Source organism: Streptomyces sp. NPDC058198 (assembly GCF_042882605.1).
In the GTDB taxonomy this organism is placed as follows: domain Bacteria; phylum Actinomycetota; class Actinomycetes; order Streptomycetales; family Streptomycetaceae; genus Streptomyces.
Genome location: NZ_JBHVVP010000001.1, coordinates 1,930,093 through 1,954,246, shown reverse-complemented (window position 1 = coordinate 1,954,246; position 24,154 = coordinate 1,930,093). Strand labels below are relative to the sequence as shown.

At 69.8% G+C, this 24,154-nt stretch carries 13 protein-coding genes, 1 tRNA gene and 2 rRNA genes; 14 read left to right on the top strand and 2 right to left on the bottom strand.

Annotation, left to right across the window (positions count from 1 at the left end; translation table 11 throughout):
* From ACFVWW_RS08535 to ACFVWW_RS08525, 3 genes are all read left to right on the top strand, one after another.
* A 23S ribosomal RNA gene (locus tag ACFVWW_RS08535) occupies positions 1-74 on the top strand; the annotation flags it as partial.
* An 81-nt stretch (positions 75-155) separates the two neighbouring features.
* Positions 156-272 (top strand): 5S ribosomal RNA (rrf, locus tag ACFVWW_RS08530).
* Positions 273-436: 164 nt separating this feature from the next.
* Positions 437-509 (top strand) — tRNA-Thr (locus ACFVWW_RS08525).
* 70 nt (positions 510-579) lie between these two features.
* Here ACFVWW_RS08525 and ACFVWW_RS08520 read toward each other — a convergent pair.
* A complete protein-coding gene (locus ACFVWW_RS08520; protein ID WP_384179858.1) occupies positions 580-3,231 on the bottom strand; it encodes a SpoIIE family protein phosphatase in 2,652 nt (883 codons plus the stop codon).
* A 281-nt stretch (positions 3,232-3,512) separates the two neighbouring features.
* Here ACFVWW_RS08520 and ACFVWW_RS08515 point away from each other — a divergent pair, with 281 nt between their 5' ends.
* From ACFVWW_RS08515 to ACFVWW_RS08470, 10 genes are all read left to right on the top strand, one after another.
* Positions 3,513-9,026, top strand: a complete 5,514-nt coding sequence (locus tag ACFVWW_RS08515) for a HAMP domain-containing protein (RefSeq protein ID WP_386876691.1) — start codon at positions 3,513-3,515, stop codon at positions 9,024-9,026.
* A 277-nt stretch (positions 9,027-9,303) separates the two neighbouring features.
* Complete coding sequence (locus ACFVWW_RS08510) at positions 9,304-9,972, top strand: two-component system response regulator (RefSeq protein WP_384179862.1); 669 nt, start codon at positions 9,304-9,306, stop codon at positions 9,970-9,972.
* 104 nt (positions 9,973-10,076) lie between these two features.
* Positions 10,077-12,893: a DNA translocase FtsK gene (locus ACFVWW_RS08505; RefSeq protein ID WP_384337667.1), complete on the top strand. Its 2,817-nt coding sequence runs from the start codon at positions 10,077-10,079 to the stop codon at positions 12,891-12,893.
* A gap of 417 nt (positions 12,894-13,310) precedes the next feature.
* Positions 13,311-14,078 (top strand): helix-turn-helix domain-containing protein, encoded by a 768-nt coding sequence (locus ACFVWW_RS08500; RefSeq protein ID WP_384180193.1) that lies wholly within the window; start codon positions 13,311-13,313, stop codon positions 14,076-14,078.
* A gap of 50 nt (positions 14,079-14,128) precedes the next feature.
* Positions 14,129-15,664, top strand: coding sequence for a 30S ribosomal protein S12 methylthiotransferase RimO (gene rimO, locus ACFVWW_RS08495; RefSeq protein ID WP_386876688.1), 1,536 nt, complete (start codon positions 14,129-14,131; stop codon positions 15,662-15,664).
* Positions 15,661-16,332 (top strand): CDP-diacylglycerol--glycerol-3-phosphate 3-phosphatidyltransferase, encoded by a 672-nt coding sequence (pgsA, locus tag ACFVWW_RS08490; RefSeq protein WP_386876686.1) that lies wholly within the window; start codon positions 15,661-15,663, stop codon positions 16,330-16,332. The genes rimO and pgsA overlap by 4 nt, the downstream gene beginning before the upstream one ends.
* Positions 16,333-16,370: 38 nt before the next feature.
* Positions 16,371-16,901, top strand: coding sequence for a CinA family protein (locus ACFVWW_RS08485; protein WP_386876803.1), 531 nt, complete (start codon positions 16,371-16,373; stop codon positions 16,899-16,901).
* A gap of 109 nt (positions 16,902-17,010) precedes the next feature.
* Positions 17,011-17,394 carry a helix-turn-helix transcriptional regulator gene (locus ACFVWW_RS08480; RefSeq protein WP_363081294.1) on the top strand — a complete coding sequence of 128 codons (384 nt, stop codon included), beginning with the start codon at positions 17,011-17,013 and terminating at the stop codon, positions 17,392-17,394.
* Positions 17,395-17,538: 144 nt separating this feature from the next.
* Positions 17,539-18,009 (top strand): Dps family protein, encoded by a 471-nt coding sequence (locus tag ACFVWW_RS08475; RefSeq protein WP_384179872.1) that lies wholly within the window; start codon positions 17,539-17,541, stop codon positions 18,007-18,009.
* 245 nt (positions 18,010-18,254) lie between these two features.
* The gene (locus ACFVWW_RS08470) at positions 18,255-18,653 is read left to right on the top strand and encodes a hypothetical protein (RefSeq protein ID WP_384336895.1); all 399 of its coding nucleotides are present in this window, start codon (positions 18,255-18,257) and stop codon (positions 18,651-18,653) included.
* Here the strand turns inward: ACFVWW_RS08470 and ACFVWW_RS08465 are convergent.
* On the bottom strand, positions 18,606-23,225 hold the full coding sequence (locus ACFVWW_RS08465; RefSeq protein WP_386876682.1) for an ATP-dependent helicase: 4,620 nt from the start codon (positions 23,223-23,225) through the stop codon (positions 18,606-18,608). The two genes, ACFVWW_RS08470 and ACFVWW_RS08465, sit on opposite strands and share 48 nt — an antisense overlap.
* 80 nt (positions 23,226-23,305) lie before the next feature.
* Between ACFVWW_RS08465 and ACFVWW_RS08460 the strand changes: the two genes are divergently transcribed.
* Positions 23,306-24,136, top strand: coding sequence for an AraC family transcriptional regulator (locus tag ACFVWW_RS08460; protein ID WP_386876680.1), 831 nt, complete (start codon positions 23,306-23,308; stop codon positions 24,134-24,136).
* The last annotated feature ends 18 nt before the right edge of the window (positions 24,137-24,154 follow it).

Sequence of the window (24,154 nt, the reverse complement as noted above, 5' to 3'; positions counted from 1 at the left end):
GGTTGATAGGCCAGATGTGGAAGACCGGTAACGGTTGAAGCTGACTGGTACTAATAGGCCGAGGGCTTGTCCTCAGTTGCTCGCGTCCACTGTGTTAGTTCTGAAGTAACGAACAGTCGTGTGGTTATCCGTCTGGTTCGACATCTTCATAGTGTTTCGGTGGTCATTGCGTGAGGGAAACGCCCGGTTACATTCCGAACCCGGAAGCTAAGCCTCACAGCGCCGATGGTACTGCAGGGGGGACCCTGTGGGAGAGTAGGACGCCGCCGAACAATCTTTGTGGGAATGCCCCGCACCGTATGGTGCGGGGCATTTCTGCGTTCACCACCCATTTGCGCAGACCTGTGTCATTGATCCGGCCTGACCGGCCGACACTTCGCGGCCGGCGGAGGGTGCTGAGCAGGTCGAGCATCGGGTATGCTTTCTCTTGTTGCTCGCCCCAATAGCTCAGTCGGTAGAGCGTCTCCATGGTAAGGAGAAGGTCTACGGTTCGATTCCGTATTGGGGCTCAAGGAACAACGAAAGGCCCCCGCCAGTTGGCGGGGGCCTTTCGCATTCCGCGTTCTGTCCTGACAGGGCCTAGCTGGCGTGGGGCTCCGGGACACGCATTGCCAGGATGGCCATGTCGTCCGAGGCAGGCTCGGCCGCGAAGCGTTCCACCGCGCGCAGTACGCGGGAGGCGACCGCGCCGGCCGTGAGGCCCGTACAGGTCGTCAGAACATCGGCCAGGCCGTCGTCCCCGAGCATGCGCGTGCCCTCCCGGCGTTCCGTGACGCCGTCGGTGACGCACAGGAGGACGTCTCCCGGGTCCAGGGTGATCGTCTGCTCGTACAGCTCCAGGTCCTCCATGACACCGAGCAGCGGCTGCGGTTCGGCCGCCGGCTCGACCGTGCCGTTCTGACGCAGACGCAGGGGGAGCGGATGGCCGGCGCAGACCACCTTGAGAATCGCGCTGCCGTCCTCCTGCGGCCACAACTCCCCGTAGAGCAGGGTGAGAAAGCGGCTGCGGGCGCCCTCGTCGAGGATGGCCGCGTTCAGCCGCTCGAGCACCGCGGGTCCGCCGAAGCCCTCGCGGGCCAGCAGCCGCAGGGCGTGCCGGGCCAGGCCGGTGACGGCCGCGGCTTCCGGGCCCGTACCACAGACGTCGCCGATGGCGAAGCCGTAGGCACCGTCCCGGATCGGGAAGAGATCGTAGAAGTCGCCCCCGACCTCGTTGCCTTCGCCCGCCGCGCGGTAGATGACCTCGACCTCGACCCCGGGCACCTGGGGGAGCCCCGGCGGCAGCAGGCTGCGCTGCAGGGCCTGGCTGATGGCCGTGCGCTCGGAGTAGAGGCGGGCGTTGTCGAGGGCCAGCGCCGCTCGGCGCGAGAGGTCTTCCGCGAGCTCCAGGATCTCCTGGCGGAAGTGGTCGTCGGAGGGCTTGCCGAGGGTCAGCATGCCGATGACCCGGTTACGGGCCACCAGCGGCAGCACCACGGTCTCGCCGCCGACAGCGGCCGCTGTGGCCAGTGTTGTGCCGACGCTCGACGCGGTCGGGGCCGAACCGCCTCCCAGCTGGCGCATGGACGTGCGCAGGGCTGCCTGGTGGGCGGCGTCCGCGGGGGCGGTCCAGATGCGGGCGCCTGGGGTGGGAACCGGGTCCGGCGGGTTGATCTTGGAGAGCAGGGCCTTGAGGCCGTCGATGCGCTCCTCGTCCTCGTGCAGCACGTAGGAGAGGTACGGGTCCGACGACTGGTCAGCGATCGTGTAGACCGCGCACCAGGTGGCCAGGGTGGGCACGGTCATCTGAGCCATCAGGGCCAGTGTCTGGTCACGGTCCAGGGTGCCCGCGAGCAGGTCCGAGGCCTCCACGAGGAACGAGAGCGAGCCGCGGCGCAGACGCTCCAGTTCGCCCAGGCGGGCCGACTCGACGGCCAGGGCGATGCGGTCGGCGGCGAACTGGAGGCGCAGCGCCTCCTCGTTGGAGAAGCGGCTCGCTCCTTCGGCGGCGACGCCCAGGGAGCCGGTGAGCCGGCCCTCGACCTTCAGCGGGACGGTCACGACCGAGCGCATCCCGGTGCCGTTCAGCAGCGGGACCGCTCCCGGGACGGCCGTGAGGTCGTCGTGGACGGCCGGCATCCGCGCGGAGCCGTAGCGTCCGGTGCCGGCCTCCACGGGAACCCTGGCGAAGCGCTGGCGGGCGGAGGGGAGCCCGGTGGAGGCCCGTACTTCCAGTTCCGTCTCGTCGTCCGTGGCCAGCAGGAGGAAGGCGGAGTCGCCGTCGAGCATGTCGCGGGCGCGCTCGACCGTGCGCTGGAGGAGTCCGTCGAGGTCCTCCGGGGCGGGGGAGCCGATGAAGATCTCGAAGGGGTCCGCGGTGCGGCTCTCGGCGCCCGCCTCGGTGGCGGGGGCGCGCAGCGGGGTCTGGATGACGGCGCGTTCGTAATCACGTACGAGGAGGCAGACCGTGGACGGCTCGCCCTGGGTGTCACGCACCCGGAGGTGTGAGGCGTAGACGGGGATGACCCGGCCGTCGGCGCCCCGCATGCCGTAACTGCCTTCCCAGCGCGAGAGTTGAAGTGCCTCGACGATGCCTGTGCCGATGCCGGGGGTCTGCGGCCAGGCGGCGAGGTCGGTGAGGGGCTTGCCGACGACCTGCTCGGGGGCGTACCCGAAGATGTGCTCCGCGTCTTCGTTCCAGCGGACGACGGCGCCGGTCCCGTCGATCTGGACGACGGCGACCCGTACCCGTTCGTCGGCGACGGGGAGCAGACTGGTGGGCAGGACGGGGCCTGCGGAGCGGGTGCCGACCGGCCGCTGGGGGAGGTCGAGCTGGAACCACACCTGCTTGTACGTGGGCGTGTACTCGACGCCCCAGCGGGATGCCAGCGCGGCGCAGAGCAGCAGTCCCCGGCCGTTCTCGCGGTCCGGGCTGCCGAACGACTGTCCGGTGCCCTGAATAGGCACCTCGCGTTCGGGGTAGCGGTCGGCGACTTCGACCCGGACACCGTCCTCCGTACGGAGGCAGAGCACATCGGCGGAGGTGCCTGCATGGATGACGGCGTTGGTGACGAGCTCGCTGGTGAGGACGACGGCGTCGTCGACGACATCGGAGTAGCCCCATCCCTGGAGCGTGTCACGGACGAAGGCGCGGGCCGTCGCGACGGACCGCCCGACAGGGTCGAAGCTGGCAGCCGCCCGCGCGGTGATCACAGAACTCCTCGTACGCGTTTCGACGCCCGGCTCCGCCATGATCGGCCCCGCCCCTCCAGGTGCCCGGTGGTAGTACCTTCGCCACACCGCCCCTGCCGGGCGGACCGGGGCGGTTGGACAGCCGAATGCCAGGTTACTTACCTTCGCTGTCCGAGCGGATGCCGGTCACCACAGTTTCCGTCCTCCGTGTTCGGGGACGCTATGCGAAGCAGCCGAACTGTTATGGCCTGGTTCGGCCATGGTGAAACACTGGGCAGGCTTTCCGAAACAGCCCGGACAGTTCGGTCAACCCCTGCGGGAGGGACACGGTGGAGTCTGGCATGGCGGCGCGTGGCGCGAACACACGCGTGAAAGGCGGACGATCCCGGAGCAATGGGACAGTCGAGGTGGACGCGGCGGAGCTGAGCAGACTGCTGACGGCCTTGGTGTCGATGCGGGACGGCAACTTCCGTAAGCGCCTGACCGTCTCCGGTGACGATGTGATGGCGGAGATCGCCGCCGTCTTCAACGAGGTCGCCGACCGCAATATCCATCTCACGGGTGAGCTGGCCCGCGTGCGGCGCATGGTCGGGCGCGAGGGAAAGCTCACAGAGCGCCTGGAGACCGGGGCCTGCGAGGGGTCCTGGGCTGCGGCGATCGACGCGTCGAACGCGCTGGTCGACGATCTGGCGCGGCCCGTGTCCGAGGTCGGGCGGGTGCTCTCCGCGGTCGCCGAGGGCGACCTGGAACAGCGGATGGACCTGCGCTCGCACTCCACCGACGGGGCGGAGCGGCCGCTGCGCGGCGAGTTCCTGAAGGTGGCCCGTACGGTCAACAATCTGGTCGACCAGCTCTCCGCGTTCACCGACGAGGTGACCCGGGTGGCGCTGGAGGTCGGTACCGAGGGCAAGCTCGGCGGCCAGGCCAAGGTGCGCGGTATGTCCGGATCGTGGAAAGATCTCACGGATTCCGTCAACACGATGGCGTACCGGCTCACCGCTCAGGTACGTGACATTGCTCTCGTTACGACGGCGGTCGCCAAGGGTGATCTGTCGCGCAAGGTCACGGTCCATGTGGCCGGCGAGATGCTCCAGCTGAAGAACACCGTCAACACGATGGTGGACCAGCTGTCGTCCTTCTCCTCCGAGGTCACACGCGTGGCACGGGAGGTCGGCACCGAAGGCGAGCTGGGCGGTCAGGCGACCGTCCCGGGTGTGGCCGGGGTGTGGAAGGACCTCACCGATTCGGTGAACACGATGGCCGGCAACCTGACCAACCAGGTGCGGGGCATCGCCGAGGTCACCACGGCCGTCGCCAACGGTGATCTGTCGCAGAAGGTCACGGTGAGCGCGCGCGGCGAGGTGGCCCAGCTCGCCGAGACGATCAACCAGATGACCGAGACGCTCCGCACGTTCGCGGACGAAGTGACACGTGTCGCGAGCGAGGTCGGAGCCGAGGGTCTGCTCGGTGGTCAGGCACAGGTGCCCGGCGCCGCCGGGACCTGGAAGGACCTGACGGACTCGGTCAACACCGTCTTCCGCAATCTGACCACGCAGGTGCGGGACATCGCGCAGGTGACGACGGCGGTCGCGAACGGCGATCTGTCCCAGAAGGTCACCGTCGATGTCGCGGGCGAGATGCTGGAGCTGAAGAACACCGTCAATACGATGGTGGATCAGCTGCAGTCGTTCGGTTCCGAGGTCACGCGCGTCGCGCGGGAGGTCGGCGTCGAGGGCAGGCTCGGTGGCCAGGCGGAAGTTCCCGGTGCGGCGGGGACCTGGAAGGACCTCACCGATTCGGTGAACACGGCGTTCCGTAACCTCACCGGCCAGGTGCGGGACATCGCGCAGGTGACGACGGCGGTCGCCAATGGTGATCTGTCCCAGAAGGTCACGGTCGATGTCGCGGGCGAGATGCTGGAGCTCAAGAACACCGTCAATACGATGGTGGCGCAGCTCTCCTCGTTCGCCGACCAGGTGACGCGCATGGCGCGGGACGTGGGTACGGAAGGGCGGCTCGGCGGCCAGGCGCGAGTGGACGGCGTCAGTGGTACGTGGAAGGAACTCACCGACTCCGTCAACTTCATGGCGGGGAATCTGACCGATCAGGTGAGGCAGATCGCGCAGGTGACCACGGCCGTGGCGCGGGGTGATCTGTCGCAGAAGATCGATGTGGACGCCCGGGGCGAGATCCTGGAGCTGAAGAACACCATCAACACCATGGTCGACCAGTTGTCGGCCTTCGCCGAGCAGGTGACCAGGGTCGCCCGCGAGGTGGGTACGGACGGCCGGCTGGGCGGTCAGGCGCAGGTGCCGGGCGTCGCGGGCGTCTGGCGCGACCTGACCGACTCCGTGAACGGCATGGCGGGGAACCTCACCGCGCAGGTCCGGAACATCGCGGGCGTTGCCACGGCGGTCGCGCGCGGCGACCTGTCGCAGAAGATCGACGTGGACGCGCGCGGCGAGATCCTGGAGCTGAAGAACACCCTCAACACGATGGTGGACCAGCTGTCCAACTTCGCCGAGCAGGTGACCCGGGTGGCCCGCGAGGTGGGTACCGAGGGCATCCTCGGCGGCCAGGCCGAGGTGCAGGGTGTCTCGGGTACGTGGAAGGACCTCACCCAGTCCGTCAACTTCATGGCGAACAATCTGACCTCGCAGGTCCGCAATATCGCCGAGGTCACCACGGCGGTCGCCAAGGGCGATCTGTCGAAGAAGATCACCGTCGATGCCCGGGGCGAGATCCTCGACCTGGTCACGACCGTCAACACGATGGTCGACCAGCTGTCGAACTTCGCGGACGAGGTGACGCGAGTCGCCCGTGAGGTGGGTACGGAAGGCATCCTCGGCGGTCAGGCCCGGGTCCGGGGTGTCACCGGCATCTGGAAGGACCTCAGCGACAACGTCAACACGATGGCCAACAACCTGACCAGCCAGGTGCGCAACATTTCGCGGGTCTCGTCGGCGGTGGCCAACGGCGATCTGACGAAGAAGGTGACGGTGGAGGCGCGCGGCGAGGTCGCGGAGCTCGCCGACACCGTCAACACGATGGTGACGACGCTGTCCTCGTTCGCGGACGAGGTGACGCGAGTCGCCCGCGAGGTGGGCACCGAGGGCGAACTGGGCGGCCAGGCCAGGGTTCCCGGCGTGTCCGGTACGTGGAAGGACCTCACCGAGTCGGTGAACTCGATGGCGTCCAACCTGACCGGGCAGGTGCGCCAGATCGCCACGGTCACCACCGCCATCGCCAAGGGCGATCTCACCAAGAAGATCGACATCGATGCGCGCGGTGAGATCCTGAAGCTGAAGAACACCATCAACACGATGGTCGACCAGCTCTCCTCCTTCGCCGATCAGGTGACCCGGGTGGCCCGCGAGGTGGGCACGGACGGGCAGCTGGGCGGCCAGGCCCGGGTGAGGGACGTCGACGGCACGTGGCGCGACCTCACCGAATCGGTGAACGAGATGGCCGGCAACCTGACCCGTCAGGTGCGGGCCATCGCCGCCGTCGCCACCGCGGTGACCCGCGGCGATCTGAACCTCAAGATCGATGTCGACGCGGCGGGCGAGATCCAGGTCCTGCAGGACAACATCAACACGATGATCGCCAACCTGCGGGACACCACCCTCGCCAACGAGGAGCAGGACTGGCTGAAGGGCAACCTCGCCCGGATCTCCGGGTTGATGCAGGGCCGCCGCGATCTCGATGACGTCGCCTCGCTGATCATGAGCGAGCTGACCCCGGTGGTCTCGGCGCAGCACGGCGCGTTCTTCCTGGCGATGCAGACCGGCGCGGTGCCCCAGGTCGGTACGGATGTCGGCAAGGACGCCTCGTACGAGCTGTGCATGCGCGGCAGCTACGGCTACTCGGCCGGCGCGATGCCGACGGCCTTCCGGCCCGGCGAGACCCTCATCGGCACGGCCGCCGAGGAGAAACGAACCATCCAGGTCAATGTGCCGCCGGGGTATCTCAAGATCTCGTCCGGGCTCGGGGAGGCGTCGCCGGCGCATGTGATCGTGCTGCCGGTGCTCTTCGAGGGGAAGGTCCTCGGGGTGATCGAGCTGGCGTCGTTCCAGCCGTTCACCCATATCCAGCGGGACTTCCTCAACCAGATCGCCGAGATGATCGCGACGAGCGTCAACACCATCAGCGTCAACTCCAAGACCGAGGTGCTGCTGAAGCAGTCGCAGGAGCTGACCGAGCAGCTGCGGGAGCGCTCCGCGGAGCTGGAGAACCGGCAGAAGGCCCTTCAGGAGTCCAACGAGGAGCTGGAGGAGAAGGCCGAGCTGCTGGCGCAGCAGAACCGCGACATCGAGGTGAAGAACACCGAGATCGAAGAGGCCAGGCAGGTCCTGGAGGAGCGGGCCGAGCAGCTCGCCGTCTCGATGCGCTACAAGTCGGAGTTCCTGGCGAACATGTCGCACGAGCTGCGTACGCCGCTCAACTCGCTGCTCATCCTTGCCAAGCTGCTCGCGGACAACGCGGAGTCGAATCTCTCCCCGAAGCAGGTGGAGTTCGCGGAGACGATCCATGGCGCGGGTTCCGATCTGCTCCAGCTGATCAACGACATCCTCGATCTGTCGAAGGTCGAGGCGGGCAAGATGGACGTCAGCCCGACCCGTATCGCGCTGGTCCAGCTGGTCGACTATGTGGAGGCGACGTTCCGGCCGCTCACCGCGGAGAAGGGGCTCGATTTCTCCGTACGGGTGTCGCCGGAGCTGCCCGCCACCCTGCACACCGACGAGCAGCGTCTGCTGCAGGTGCTGCGCAACCTCCTGTCCAACGCCGTGAAGTTCACCGACAGCGGAGCGGTGGAGCTGGTGATCCGGCCGGCGGGTACGGATGTGCCGCATGCCATCAGGGAGCAGCTGCTGGAGGCGGGTTCGCTGCGTGACGCCGACGGTGACCTGATCGCGTTCTCGGTCACCGACACCGGGATCGGTATCGCGGCGAGCAAGATGCGTGTGATCTTCGAGGCGTTCAAGCAGGCGGACGGCACGACCAGCCGGAAGTACGGCGGTACGGGTCTGGGCCTGTCCATCAGCCGGGAGATCGCGCGGCTGCTCGGCGGTGAGATCCACGCGGCGAGTGAGCCGGGGCGTGGCTCGACCTTCACGCTCTACCTGCCGCTCCATCCGAGCGAACTGCCTCCGCAGGGCTATCCGCAGCTGACGCCCGCCGGCATGAAGCCGCTGGGGCGTGTGACGAGCGGTGTCACCGCGGAGACCGCGGGGCAGCCGCGGCCGGAGGAGCCCGCGCCCGCGGAGCTGCCGGGTCCTGCCGCGCTGTTCCGGCGCCGCCGCAGGAGCGTCGCCGCCGCGGAGCAGGGCTCCGATACGTCAGGACAGGGCGGCCAGGCGACGCCGGCAGGGGCGCCGGGCGCTTCGGGCGGGTCTTCCGCGGGACGGGAGTCCTGGACCGTCGGTACGGGCGGTATGGGCCGTCAGGAGGCGCCCCAGGAGCGCCGTACCTTCACCTTCGCCGGTGAGAAGGTGCTGATCGTCGACGACGACATCCGTAATGTCTTCGCGCTCACCAGCGTGCTGGAGCAGCACGGTCTGTCGGTGCTGTACGCGGAGAACGGCCGGGAAGGCATCGAAGTCCTGGAGCAGCACGATGATGTGACGGTCGTTCTGATGGACATCATGATGCCGGAGATGGACGGATACGCGACGACGACGGCGATCCGCAGGATGCCGCAGTTCGCCGGGCTGCCGATCATCGCGCTCACCGCGAAGGCGATGAAGGGCGACAGGGAGAAGGCGATCGACTCCGGTGCTTCCGACTATGTGACGAAGCCGGTCGATCCTGACCATCTGTTGTCGGTGATGGAGGGGTGGATGCGCGACAAATGATCAGTGGCTGCGCGAATCAGCCCGATGTCGTGATCGACTGTGCCCGGCGGCGTGTGAGGCGGCGATATTCGGGGAACCTTCTGGTCTCCCGCAACGTTTCTCGTTCGTGCACAGTGACATCACGGTGACAGGGTGTGGCGACAGGCGGGGTGCGGCTACGATGACCGGCACAAGGACGGACGGCGTAACGGAGTCGTCCCCTGGGGCGGCGCCCGGTGCTTCGCCGGGCCTTGCGAGCAGGGGACGCCCCATGCCGGGGCGAGGAGGGCGGGTGGCCATGGTGCAGAAGGCCAAGATCCTCCTGGTCGATGACCGGCCGGAGAATCTGCTGGCGCTGGAGGCCATCCTCTCTGCGCTCGATCAGACGCTGGTGCGGGCATCGTCAGGGGAGGAAGCGCTCAAAGCGCTGCTGACGGACGACTTCGCCGTCATTCTGCTGGATGTCCAGATGCCAGGGATGGACGGTTTCGAGACCGCCGCGCACATCAAGCGGCGGGAGCGGACACGCGACATCCCGATCATTTTTCTCACGGCCATCAACCACGGCCCGCACCACACCTTCCGGGGTTACGCGGCGGGCGCGGTGGACTACATCTCGAAGCCGTTCGACCCGTGGGTGCTGCGCGCCAAGGTCTCGGTCTTCGTCGAGCTGTACATGAAGAACTGCCAGTTGAAGGAGCAGGCCGAGCTGCTCAGGCTCCAGCTGGCGGGGGCGGGCGAGGCCAAGGAGCCGACCGGTCTGCTGGCTGAACTGTCCGCGCGGCTCGCGGCAGTTGAGGAGCAGGCAGAAGCGCTCTCCAAGCAGCTGGACGACGATTCGGCGGATGCTTCCGCCGTGGCCACCGCCGCCCACCTGGAGCGCAAACTCACCGGTCTGCGGCGGGCGCTGGACGCGCTGGAGCCGGGCACGGGAAGCGGTTCGCCCACACTTCCCTCGCAGAACTGAGCAGCTGAAGCAGCGTCAGTTACCCGACACCCCACGGACGACACGATCGGGTGAAGCCGTGGGCACACGTGTCCGCGGCTGCTCACACCGGTAACCTCACCACCATGGCCTCACGTACGTCCGGCAAGGGTTCCCAGGGCACGGCGGGCACCGCAAAGCCGCGGCCCGGCCGTACGACCGGCGCCGCGAAAGCGGCGCCCGCCAAAAAGGCGGCGCCGAAGAAGACCGTGCCTGTGAAGAAAGCACCGGCCAAGAAGGCCCCCGCGAAGAAAGCGGTCGCCAAGCCGGTACCCAAAGCCGCACCGTCCCCGACCGGGGGCGTGTACCGGCTCGTACGCGCCGTCTGGCTCGGGGCCGCGCACGGCATCGGGGCGATGTTCCGCGGCATAGGACGCGGCGCGAAGGGGCTCGACCCGGCTCATCGCAAGGACGGGGTGGCCCTGCTGCTGCTCGGCCTCGCCCTCGTCGTCGCGGCCGGCACCTGGTCGAACCTGCAAGGCCCGGTGGGCGACCTGGTCGAGATGCTCATCACCGGAGCCTTCGGCCGACTCGATCTGCTCGTGCCGATACTGCTGGGCGCCGTCGCCGTCCGGCTGATCCTCTATCCCGAGAAGCCCGAGGCCAACGGACGGATCGTCATCGGACTCTCCGCGCTCGTCATCGGCGTGCTCGGGCTGGTTCATATCGCCTGCGGCGCCCCGGGGCGCGGCGAGGGCACCGAAGCGATGCAGGACGCGGGCGGGCTCATCGGCTGGGCCGCCTCCACACCGCTGATCTTCACCACGGGCGAGGTCCTCGCCGTACCGCTGCTCCTGCTGCTCACCGTCTTCGGCCTGCTGGTCGTCACCGCCACCCCCGTCAACGCCATCCCGCAGCGGCTGCGGCTGCTCGGCTCCAAGCTGGGGATAGTCGAACCACCCTACGAGCCCGAAGAGTACGAACCGGAAGAGCCCGACAGCGACGACGAGCGGTACGACGAGCAGTGGCGCCAGACGCTGCCCCCCGGCGCGCGCCGTCCGTCCGCACGCCGGAGCGCGACACCGCAGGAGTACGACCCCGACCAGGCCGAGGGGGAGGCGCTCTCCGCGCGGCGCAGGCCACGCCGGTCCTCCGCCCAGCCGGACCTGGGCCGGCCCATGGACGCCGTGGATGTGGCGGCCGCCGCGGCGGCGGCGCTGGACGGCGCCGTCCTCAATGGGATGCCGCCCTCGCCGATCGTCGCGGACCTCACCCAGGGCGTGTCCGTGGACCGTACGCGCAAGCGGGGGGAGGCGCCCGGGGCGCGCACGGAGGACACCGCCGGGGAGCGCTCCGTACCCGTACCCAGCGCGCGTGAGGCGGAGAAGCCGGCTGCCACCACCGGGGTCGTCGCGGACCTGACCAAGCCCGTGCCCCGCGAGGACGAACCGCTGCCGCCGCGCGCCGAGCAGCTCCAGCTCCGCGGGGACATCACGTACGCGCTGCCCTCACTGGACCTGCTGGAGCGCGGCGGTCCCGGTAAGACGCGCAGCGCCGCCAATGACGTGATCGTCGCCTCGCTCAGCAATGTCTTCATGGAGTTCAAGGTCGACGCGGCCGTCACCGGCTTCACCCGCGGACCGACGGTCACGCGGTACGAGGTGGAGCTCGGGCCCGCCGTGAAGGTCGAGCGCATCACCGCGCTCACCAAGAACATCGCGTACGCCGTGGCCAGCCCGGACGTACGGATCATCTCCCCGATCCCCGGCAAGTCCGCGGTCGGTATCGAGATCCCGAACACCGACCGCGAAATGGTCAACCTGGGTGATGTGCTGCGCCTCGCGAACGCCGCCGAGGACGACCACCCGATGCTCGTCGCGCTCGGCAAGGACGTCGAGGGCGGCTATGTGATGGCCAACCTCGCGAAGATGCCGCACATGCTCGTCGCCGGCGCCACCGGCTCCGGGAAGTCCTCCTGCATCAACTGCCTGATCACGTCGGTGATGGTCCGGGCGACCCCGGAGGACGTCCGGATGGTGCTCGTGGACCCCAAGCGGGTCGAGCTGACCGCCTACGAGGGCATCCCGCATCTGATCACGCCGATCATCACCAACCCCAAGCGGGCCGCCGAGGCGCTCCAGTGGGTCGTACGGGAGATGGATCTGCGCTACGACGACCTCGCGGCCTACGGCTACCGCCATATCGACGACTTCAACCGGGCCGTGCGCAACGGGAAGGTCAAGCTGCCCGAGGGCAGCGAGCGTGAGCTCTCGCCGTATCCGTATCTGCTGGTCATCGTGGACGAGCTGGCCGACCTGATGATGGTCGCGCCGCGTGATGTCGAGGACGCCATCGTCCGTATCACCCAGTTGGCCCGTGCCGCCGGTATTCATCTGGTGCTCGCCACCCAGCGGCCCTCGGTCGATGTCGTCACCGGGCTGATCAAGGCGAATGTCCCCTCGCGGCTCGCCTTCGCGACGTCCTCGCTGGCCGACAGCCGGGTCATCCTCGATCAGCCGGGCGCGGAGAAGCTGATCGGCAAGGGAGACGGCCTGTTCCTGCCGATGGGCGCGAACAAGCCGACCCGTATGCAGGGTGCCTTTGTCACCGAGGACGAGGTCGCGGCGGTCGTCCAGCACTGCAAGGATCAGATGGCACCCGTCTTCCGTGAGGACGTCGTGGTCGGGACGGCCAAGAAGAAGGAGATCGACGAGGACATCGGCGACGATCTCGATCTGCTCTGCCAGGCCGCCGAACTGGTGGTCTCCACGCAGTTCGGCTCGACCTCGATGCTTCAGCGGAAGCTGCGTGTCGGCTTCGCCAAGGCCGGCCGGCTGATGGACCTCATGGAATCGAGGAACATCGTCGGACCGAGCGAGGGCTCCAAAGCCCGCGATGTCCTGGTGAAGGCGGATGAATTGGATGGAGTGCTCGCCGTGATACGCGGGGAGGCTCAATCCTAGGGAAAAGGAAGGCAACCGTTTCCCTAGGTCAGACGTCAAGTTGGAGAGAGGAAGTGCATCGTGTCCCTCTGCCACGTCGTCAGGCCCTTCTGATGGCGTACAAAGTGCATCCGCCCGGTTGCCCCACCCTTTCGTACCACCCATAGACTGAACGTCCAGCAGGTGGCTACACGCTCGAAAGGCGCCCCCGTGTCCATCGGCAACTCCCCCGACGGCAACGCCCCAGAACCTGACGACAACGCCCCCGACGTCAATCCTTCCGACGGCGCCGTTTCCGACGTCAGTCCTCCCGATGCCCCGGCTTCCGACAGCTCGGCTTCCGATGCCCCGGCTTCGGACAGCACTACTTCCGACGTCTCGGCTTCGGACAGCTCGGCTTCCGACGCCCCGGCCTTCGACACCGAGCCCGAAGACGACCTGCCTTCGATCGGTCAGATTCTTCAGCAGGCACGCGTCGCGGCGAACCTGACGGTCGATGAGGTCAGCAGCTCGACCCGCGTGCGCGTCCCCATCGTGCAGGCGATCGAGCAGGACGACTTCTCGCGCTGCGGCGGCGATGTCTACGCCCGCGGGCACATCCGTATGCTCGCCCGTACGGTCGGGATCGACCCTGATGATCTCGTCGAGCGATTCGACGACGCGCACGGCGGGCGTCCGATGCCCACGGGCGCGGCGCCCATGTTCGAGGCGGAGCGGATCCGGCCGGAACGGGCCCGCCCCAACTGGACCGCCGCCATGGTCGCCGCGATCGTCGCCGTGGTCGGCTTCGCCGGCTTCACCCTGTTCAGCGATGGGGACGAGGGAGGAAAGACCAAGTCCGTCGCCGAGGGAGCGAAGCCCGACAAGGGCGCCAAGCCCAGTGCGACGAAGTCGACCGCCCCCAAGCCCGACCCGTCGGAAAGCGCCATCGCCGCCGCGCCGCGCGACAAGGTCACGGTGAAGCTCTCCGCCATAGACGACAAGAGCTGGATCTCCGCCAAGGCGCACAACGGCAAGCTGCTGTTCGACGGCACGCTCCTCAAGGGCGCTTCCAAGACTTTCCAGGACGATGAGCAGATCGATCTGATCATCGGGAACGCCGGGGCGATCGAGCTGTTCGTCAACGGCAAGAAGGTCGAGGACGAGTTCGAGGCCGGGCAGGTCGAGCGGCTCTCGTACACGAAGGGCGACCCCGAGGTCGGCTGAGCAACCCCTGCACGGCGGGGGCAGGGCCAGGACAAAGTAGTCTTGCGCCCATGCCCGAACGCCGTACCGTCGCCCTTGTCACTCTTGGCTGCGCCCGTAACGAGGTGGACTCGGAGGAGCTTGCAGGCCGCTTGGCAGCGGACGGCTGGGAGCTCGTCCAGGACGCCGCCGCCGCGGACGTCGCTGTCGTCAACACCTGCGGATTCGTCGAGGCCGCGAAGAAGGACTCCGTCGACGCCCTGCTGGAAGCCAATGATCTCAAGGATCAGGGCAAGACCCAGGCGGTCGTCGCCGTCGGCTGCATGGCCGAGCGGTACGGCAAGGAGCTGGCGGAGGCCCTGCCCGAGGCGGACGGCGTGCTCGGCTTTGACGACTACGCCGATATCTCCGACCGCCTCCAGACCATCCTGAACGGCGGCATCCACGCCTCGCACACGCCCCGTGACCGGCGCAAGCTGCTGCCGCTCAGCCCGGTCGAGCGGCAGGCCGCCGCCGGGGTGGCCCTGCCGGGGCACGGAGACCTCTCCCCGGTGGCCGGACAGGCGGACATCCTGCCGGCCGCCGAGGACCTGCCGGAGGGGATCGCCCCGGCCTCCGGGCCGCGGGCGCCCCTGCGGCGGAGACTGGACCACAGCCCTGTCGCCTCCGTGAAGCTCGCGTCCGGCTGCGACCGGCGCTGCTCCTTCTGCGCCATCCCGTCGTTCCGCGGCTCCTTCATCTCCCGGCGCCCCTCGGACGTCCTGGGTGAGACGCGCTGGCTGGCCGAGCAGGGCGTCAAGGAGCTCATGCTCGTCTCCGAGAACAACACGTCGTACGGCAAGGACCTCGGCGACATCCGGCTGCTGGAGACCCTGCTGCCCGAGCTGGCGGCCGTCGACGGCATCGAGCGGGTACGGGTGAGCTACCTGCAGCCCGCCGAGATGCGCCCCGGACTGATCGACGTCCTGACGTCGACGCCCAAGGTCGCGCCGTACTTCGATCTGTCCTTCCAGCACTCGGCGCCCGGCGTGCTGCGCGCGATGCGGCGCTTCGGGGACACCGACCGCTTCCTGGAGCTGCTGGAGACCATCCGGGGCAAGGCGCCGCAGGCCGGTGTGCGTTCGAACTTCATCGTCGGCTTCCCCGGCGAGAGCGAGGCGGACTTCGCCGAGCTGGAGCGCTTCCTCACGGGTGCGCGGCTCGACGCCATCGGCGTCTTCGGCTACTCGGACGAGGACGGCACCGAGGCCGCCACGTACGCGGACAAGCTGGACGGTGACGTCGTCGCCGAGCGGCTGGCACATCTGTCGCGGCTGGCCGAGGAGCTGACCGCCCAGCGGGCCGAGGAGCGGCTCGGCGAGAGCCTCGAAGTGCTCGTCGAGTCGGTCGACCCGGAGGACGGCACCGGGGAGGCGGCGGTCGGCCGGGCGGCGCACCAGGCCCCCGAGACGGACGGCCAGGTGATCTTCACTTCGAGCGAGGGTCTGCTCCCCGGCCGTATGGTCGAGGCGAAGGTGGTCGGTACCGAGGGCGTGGACCTGGTGGCCGAGTACCGCGGCCTGCTGGGGGACGAATCCCGGATCCCGGGCGAGGAGGCGGCCAGATGACCGGAGTCCCGGCGTCCGCGGCGGGCGGCACCAGCGCGAAGTCGGTGCCCGGTGGTGGCAAGCTGGGGGCTGTGGCGGTCAATCAGGCCAGTCTGTGGAACATCGCCAATATCCTCACCATGCTGCGGCTGGTGCTGGTGCCCTGCTTCGTTGTGCTGATGCTCCAGGACGGCGGGTTCGACCCCGTCTGGCGTGCCTGGGCGTGGGCCGCCTTCGCCGTCGCCATGATCACGGACATCTTCGACGGCCATCTGGCCCGTACGTACAACCTGGTCACCGACTTCGGCAAGATCGCCGACCCGATCGCGGACAAGGCGATCATGGGCGCGGCGCTGATCTGTCTGTCCTCGCTCGGCGATCTGCCGTGGTGGGTGACGGGGGTCATCCTTTTCCGTGAACTCGGCATCACGCTGATGCGGTTCTGGGTCATCAGGCACGGGGTCATTCCGGCCAGCCGCGGCGGCAAGATCAAGACCCTGGCGCAGGGCACGGCCGTGGGCATGTACGTACTCGCGCTGACCGGGCCGCTGGCCACGCTGCGCTTCTGGGTGATGGCGGTGGCCGTCGTGCTGACGGTGCTGACCGCACTGGACTATGTGCGGCAGGCGGTCGTGCTGCGGCGTCAGGGGCTCGCGGCGGAGCGCGCGGCGGCGGAGTCCGCGCGGTGACCGACGCCGGGGCGGGTGCGGCGGCCGGGGCCGGTGCGGTGGCTGGGGTCGGCGCGGTCAACGACCGTGCGGCGCGGGTGCTGGCGGCTCTGCTGGAGCGCGGCGGGACGCTGGCCGTCGCGGAATCCCTCACCGGCGGTCTGCTGGCCGCGGAGCTGACGTCCGTCCCCGGGGCCTCCCGGACCTTCCGCGGGTCCGTCACGGCCTATGCGACGGATCTCAAACGGGATGTTCTGGGCGTCGACCCGGTCCTGCTGGAACAGCGCGGCGCGGTGGACCCCGAGGTGGCACGGCAGATGGCGGCCGGCGTGCGGCGGGTGCTGGGGGCCGGCTGGGGTGCGGCGACCACCGGGGTCGCGGGCCCCGATCCGCAGGACGGGCAGCCGGTCGGGACCGTGTACGTGGCGGTGGTGGGGCCGGAGGGCGCGGGGAAAGTGAGCGCTCTGCGGTTGAACGGCGACCGGGCGGACATCCGTAAAGAGAGTGTGCGGAGTGTACTCGCCCTGCTCCTCGGCGAACTCTCCGGGAACAGGCGGGCACAGGATACGGAACAGAACGGGGGGTATTGATGTTTGCAGCCCTGAGTGAACACGACATCGCTCCCCGCACGGCCGCAGCGCGAGGCGGTACGGTGGGGCGTGAAGGATGCGGCTACGCGGTCCGAGGAGGGAGCCACCGATGATTCTGCTCCGTCGCCTGCTGGGTGACGTGCTGCGTCGGCAGCGCCAGCGCCAGGGCCGTACTCTGCGCGAAGTCTCCTCCTCCGCCCGAGTCTCGCTCGGCTATCTTTCCGAGGTGGAACGGGGGCAGAAGGAGGCTTCCTCCGAGCTGCTCTCCGCGATCTGCGACGCGCTTGATGTACGGATGTCCGAGCTCATGCGAGAAGTGAGCGACGAACTGTCGTTGGCCGAGCTGGCAGCGTCGGCGGCGGCGAACGAGCCGGTGCCTGCGCCAGTACGCCCAATGCTCAATTCCGTCTCTGTGACGTCGGTGGCCGGAGTGCCGACGGAGCGGGTGACGATCAAGGCGCCTACGGAGGCGGTAGACGTCGTCGCCGCCTAGATTCCCCAGAGTTTGACCTGAACCCCGGTTGGTACGCGAGTACCGGCCGGGGTTTTCGCCATCTCCGAATGACCGCTTTGTCTCATTTATGCCATGGTGGATGGTGCGTGCCAATACAACGGTGAACGGAACTGGAGGACACGCATGTCTGTCGTGAAGAGTTCCCTGTCCGAGGAGCATCTGAAGCTGGTCGGTGAGGCGCTGCAAGGTGCGCTCGTGGACCTGGTCGATCTCTCACTGGTCGCCAAGCAGGTCCACTGGAATATCGTCGGGCCGCGCTTCCGCTCCGTACACCTGCAGCTCGACGAGGTCGTGTCGACGGCGCGGCAGCACTCGGACACGGTGGCGGAGCGGGCGTCCGCGATCGGAGTGACCCCGGACGGGCGGGCCGGAACGGTGGCGGCGACAAGCGCCATCGGTACGGTACCCAACGGCTGGATCAAGGACGGGGACGCCGTACGGATCATGGTGGAGGCACTCGGCGCGGTCGTCACACGGATGCGTGAGCGCGTCGAGGTGACGGATGAGCCGGACCCGGTGACCCAGGACGCGCTGATCCAGGTGGCCGGCGATCTGGAGAAGCACGCGTGGATGTTCCAGGCGGAGAGCGCCTGACCGAGTGAGAGCGTCGCGCCGGCGTCGACCGGGGCGACGCCGGCGCGGGCTTGGCCACGGCGTGTGGGGCCGGCAGAGAGGGGCATCCGTGACAACAGCGGGCGCCACGAACAGCACGGTGTTGATGACGAGTTGGTGTGCACGTCGGGCGGCGGGAGCCCGGCCTGCGCGCGCCGGGGCGTGCATTCGATGCGCCCTCCCGGCGGGCGATCGGGCAGGTCCAGCGTCGACCGGAGGAGGCGGCCATGGCAGGGCGATGGGTCCTTCTGCCGGCGCTCACTCTGGGCGGGCTGTGGTGGTGGGCCGTACTGCGGCTCGCGCTGGAGCCCGAGCACACCGGGATCGTGGAGGGAGCGGTGGTGGCGGGCGGCTGGGGGCTGAGCCTGCTGCCGGTGCATGTCGCGTCGTCACGGCGGGGGCGCCGGCGTTCCGGCGAGGCATCGGGCAAAACATCAGGCAAGGCATCAGGCCCGCGCGGCCACGCGGCCGCCGCGATATCTGACGAGTCGCCAACTCCCGCTCCTGACAGGCGAAACGAACACGGGCGAAACGAACACCCTTGCCGCCGGGGCGCGTCCCGTTGGCGGCGAACAACGTCAGGCCCGAAGGCGCAGCCCCCTGGGCGTGGCATGGAAGCCCGCTGATTCCAGGGCGCGGCCCAGCGGGGAGGTCAGGGCCGGCGTGCCATTGGCGCGCTCCACCGTGACCGTACCGAGCGCTCCCGCGCGGGCCGCTGCCGCCAGGGCCTCGACGGCGGCTCGCAGCGAAGGGGCCTCCGGGTCCGTCTCCCAGGCCAGCAGGGTTTTGCCGCCGCGCTCCATGTAGAGGGTCAGCTCGCCGTCGACGAGGACGACCAGCGAGCCCGCCTTGCGGCCCGGCTTGTGGCCGGCGTCGGTCGGGGGCTCCGGCCAGGGGAGCGCGGCTCCGTAGGCGTTGGCGGGGTCGGCCGCGGCCAGGACGACGGCGCGGGGCGAGGGCTGGGACTCGGCTCGGTCACGGGCCGTGGCCGCCGCGCGCAGCCGGTCGACCGCGCCGTCCATCGCGAACTGGGCCGCGCCCAGGCCCTCGACGACATAGCCGCGACGGGCCTGTCCGCTGTCCTCGAAGGCGGACAGCACGCGGTAGATCGCGGAGAAGCCGCCCTCCACACCTTCGGCGGCCACCGCGCCCCGGGTCACCACCCCGTGCCGGTCGAGCAGAGTGCGGGCCAGCGCGTGCGCCCGGTGCGTACGGTCCGGCTCCGGGGCCGGGAGCAGCGACCAGCGGCCGCTGACCGTCGGCGGGCCCGTACGGGACGCGGTCCTGGCGGCGGCCGTGAGGGTGCCGTACCGCCCGCGCGGCACCGGGCGCCGCGCCCGGTGGGCCGTGGAGCCCGCGGTGCGGCCGGAGCCGAGCAGTGCGCGCAGCGGGGCCAGGGTGTCGTTCGTGAGCCGGCCCGACCAGGCCAGATCCCAGACGGCGTCGGCCAGTTGAGGATCGGTCACCTCGGGGTGGGTGGTGGCGCGGATCTGGTCGGCGATCTGCCGGAAGAACAGCCCGTAGCCCCCGGAGAGGGTGGTGAGGAGCGATTCGTGGAGGGCGGTCAGCTCCAGCGGGTGCGGGGGAGGAAGCAACAGCGGTGCGGCGTCGGCGAGATAGAGGGAGATCCAGCCGTCCTTGCCGGGCAGCGCGCCCGCTCCGGCCCACAGGACCTCGCCCGTGGTGGTCAGTTCGTCCAGGAGCGCGGGCGTGTAGCCGGAGATCCTGGACGGGAGGATCAGCTTCTCCAGCGCTGACGCCGGGACAGGAGCGCCCTGCAACTGCTCGACGGCGCGGGCGAGTCCGTCGATGCCGCGCAGGCTGTTGCTGCCCAGATGCTGCCACTGCGGCAGGAACGTGGCGAGCGCGCCGGGGGCCACCGGCTCCAGCTCCTGGCGCAGCGCGGCCAGGGAGCGGCGGCGCAGCCGGCGGAGCACGGTGGCGTCGCACCACTCCTGACCGATGCCGGAAGGATGGAACTCGCCCTGGACGACCCGGCCGCTCGCGGCGAGGCGGTGCAGGGCGCCGTCCGTGACCGCCGTGCCGAGACCGAAGCGCTCGGCGGCCGTGGACGAGGTGAACGGGCCGTGCGTACGGGCATGGCGGGCGAGGAGATCGCCGAGGGGGTCCTTGACCGGTTCGGTGAACGCCTCGGGGACACCGACCGGCAGCGCCGTGCCCAGCGCGTCCCGCAGCCGGCCCGCGTCCTCGACCGCCGCCCAGTGCTCGGCTCCGCCGATCCGCACCTTGATGGCGCGGCGGGCCGCCGCGAGGTCCTGGGCCCATGGTGCCTGCGCGCCGCGCTCCGCCAGCTCTTCGTCGGTGAGCGGTCCGAGGACCCGGAGCAGGTCGGCGACGCCTTCGAGGTCCTTGACGCGCCGGTCCTCGGTGAGCCACTGGAGCTCCTGCTCCAGCTCGGTGAGGACCTCCGGGTCGAGCAGCTCGCGCAGCTCGGACTGGCCGAGCAGCTCGGCCAGCAGCCGGGAGTCCAGGGACAGCGCGGCGGCCCGCCGCTCCGCGAGGGGGGAGTCGCCCTCGTACAGGAACTGGGCGACATAGCCGAAGAGCAGGGACCTGGCGAAGGGCGAGGGCTCCGGGGTGGTGACCTCGACGAGCCGGACCCGCCGGGACTCGATGTCCCCCATGAGTTCGGTGAGGCCGGGGACGTCGAAGACATCCTGGAGGCACTCCCGCACCGCCTCCAGCACGATCGGGAACGAGCCGAACTCGCTCGCCACCTGAAGGAGCTGGGCGGCGCGCTGGCGCTGCTGCCACAGCGGGGTGCGCTTGCCGGGGCTCCTGCGCGGCAACAGCAGCGCCCGCGCGGCGCACTCCCGGAACCGGGAGGCGAAGAGCGCCGAGCCCCCCACCTGCTCGGTGACGATCCCGCTGATGTCGCCCCGGTCGAAGACCACGTCCGAGGCTCCGAGGGGAGCCTGCTCGCTGTCGAAGGCCGTGCTGAGGCGGTCCGGCTCGGCATCGAGGAGATCCAGCCCCATCAGGTCGGCGTCGGGGAGCCGCAGCACGATGCCGTCGTCGGCATGCATGACCTGCGCGTCCATGCCGTACCGCTCGGCGAGACGGGCGCCGAGGGCCAGTGCCCACGGCGCGTGCACCTGCGCTCCGAACGGTGAGTGGATCACCACCCGCCAGTCGCCCAGCTCGTCGCGGAACCGCTCGACGAGGATCGTCCGGTCGTCCGGAATGTGGCCGCAGGCCCGGCGCTGCTCGTCCAGATACGACAGCACATTGCCGGCGGCCCACGCGTCGAGGCCCGCGGTCAGCAGCCGCAGCCGGGCGTCCTCCTCGGAGAGGGAACCGACCTCGCGCAGGAACGCGCCCACCGCGCGGCCCAGCTCCAGCGGACGGCCCAGCTGGTCGCCCTTCCAGAAGGGCAGCCGGCCGGGGACGCCGGGGGCGGGGGTGACCAGGACGCGGTCGCGGGTGATGTCCTCGATCCGCCAGGAGGTCGTACCGAGCGTGAAGACATCGCCCACCCTGGACTCGTAGACCATCTCCTCGTCCAGCTCACCGACCCGGCCACCGCCCTTCTTGGGGTCGGCCCCGACGAGGAAGACACCGAAGAGGCCGCGGTCGGGGATGGTGCCGCCGGAGGTGACGGCCAGGCGCTGCGCGCCGGGGCGGCCCGTGACCGTACCGGCGACGCGGTCCCACACCACCCGTGGACGCAGCTCCGCGAAGGCATCGGAGGGATAGCGCCCGGCGAGCATGTCGAGCACGGCGGTGAACGCGGACTCGGGCAGCGCGGCGAAGGGCGCGGCGCGGCGGGCCAGGGCGAGCAGATCGTCGGCCTGCCTGGTGTCCAGAGCGACCATGGCGACCAGCTGCTGGGCCAGTACATCCAGCGGATTGGCGGGGACGCGCAGCGCCTCGATGGATCCGCTGCGCATCCGCTCGGTGACCACGGCCGCCTGGACCAGGTCGCCGCGGTACTTGGGGAAGACGACGCCCGTGGAGACCGCGCCCACCTGGTGACCCGCGCGGCCGACCCGCTGGAGACCCGAGGCGACCGAGGGCGGCGACTCGACCTGGACGACCAGATCCACCGCTCCCATGTCGATGCCCAGCTCCAGACTGGAGGTGGCCACGACGGCGGGCAGCCGGCCCGCCTTGAGGTCCTCCTCGACCTGGGCGCGCTGCTCCTTGGAGACCGAGCCGTGGTGCGCGCGGGCGAGCAGGGGAGGCGCCCCCTTGGCCGCGCCCGACTCGGCCATGATCTCGGCCGGGGAGTGCGCCTCGGGCAGGGGCTCCCCGGTGGCGCGTTCGTACGCGATCTCGTTCAGCCGGTTGCACAACCGCTCGGCCAGCCGGCGCGAGTTGGCGAAAACGATCGTGGAGCGGTGCGCCTGGACGAGATCGGCGATCCGCTCCTCCACATGAGGCCAGATCGACGGCTTCTCCGCGCTGTCCGTCTCCGATGCGGGAGAGCCGCCCAGCTCGCCCAGATCCTCAACCGGGACGACGACGGAGAGGTCGAACTCCTTGCCGGAGGGCGGCTGGACGATCTCCACCCTGCGCTGGGGCGACAGATAGCGGGCGACCTCCTCCACCGGACGCACCGTCGCCGACAGTCCGATCCGGCGGGCCGGGCGCGGCAGCAGCTCGTCGAGCCGCTCCAGGGACAGCGCGAGATGGGCGCCCCGCTTCGTCCCGGCGACGGCGTGCACCTCGTCCAGGATCACCGTCTCGATCCCCGCGAGCGCGTCCCGCGCCGAGGACGTGAGCATCAGGAACAGCGATTCGGGGGTGGTGATCAGGATGTCCGGCGGCTTCGTGGCCATGGAACGCCGCTCGGCGGGCGGGGTGTCGCCCGAGCGGATACCGACCCGCACCTCCGGCTCGGGCAGCCCCCGCCGCACGGACTCCTGCCGGATCCCCGTGAGCGGGCTGCGCAGATTGCGCTCCACATCGACGGCGAGCGCCTTGAGCGGCGAGACGTACAGCACGCGGCAGCGCTTCTTCGCTTCCGCGGGCGGGGGCGTCGACGCCAGCTGGTCCAGGGCGGCGAGGAAGGCGGCCAGCGTCTTGCCGGAGCCGGTGGGGGCCACCACCAGCACGTCCGAGCCCTCCCCGATGGCACGCCAGGCCCCCTCCTGCGCCGCGGTGGGCGCGGAGAAAGCCCCCGTGAACCAGCCGCGGGTCGCGGGGGAGAAGGAGTCGAGCGCAGTCCGTGCCATGCCCCCCATCGTGCACCCGGCCACTGACAAACGCCCCGACCTGGGCAAACGGCCCGCGGACGGCAGCGCAGAATGGGAGCATGGCATCCCGGGAGCAGGCACGGCACTGGCGCTACCCCGAGCTGCCCGGCGTCGATCTGCTGCGTGCGCGCTACATCGACAAGACGTTTCTGCGGCACACGCACGAGACCTTCGTCATCGCCGCGATCACGGAGGGCGTCGAGGTCTTCCACCATGGTGGCGGTGATCAGTACGCGGGCCCCGGCTCGCTCGCGCTGATCAACCCCGAGACCCCGCACACCGGCCACGCCCAGGGCCCGGAGGGCTGGCGGTACGGGGCCGTCTACCCCGCGGTCGATGTCGTCGCCTCCATCGCCGCGGAGACCACCGCGATCCGCGGCACCCCCGGCTTCACGGCCCCCGTGGTGGACGACCCGTACACCGCCCGGCTCGTCCACCGGGTGCTGCGCGCCGCCGACGAGGGCAACGCCCTCGCCGCCGACACCCTGCTGCGGATCGCGGTGACCCGGCTGCTGCGGTCGAACGGCGGCCCTCTCCCGCAGCGCCCGGTGCGGGGCGCCGGGGCGCGGATCGCGGCACGCGCGCGTGCCGTGCTGGAGGAGCGGATGACCGACCCGCCGTCCCTGGAGCAGCTCGCCGCCACTCTCGGCAGCAGCCCCTTCGCGCTGCTGCGGGCCTTCAAGGACACCTACGGCCTGCCCCCGCACACCTGGCTCACCGACGCGCGGGTCCGCCGTGCCCGCCACCTTCTGGACGCGGGTACGGCGCCGGCGGACGCGGCCGTGGCCGTCGGCTTCACGGACCAGCCTCATCTCCACCGGCACTTCACCCGGATCGTCGGCGTGCCGCCGGGCGCCTACCGCAGGGAGCGGACGGCCGCCAGGGTCTGACGGCCGCCAGGGTCCGAC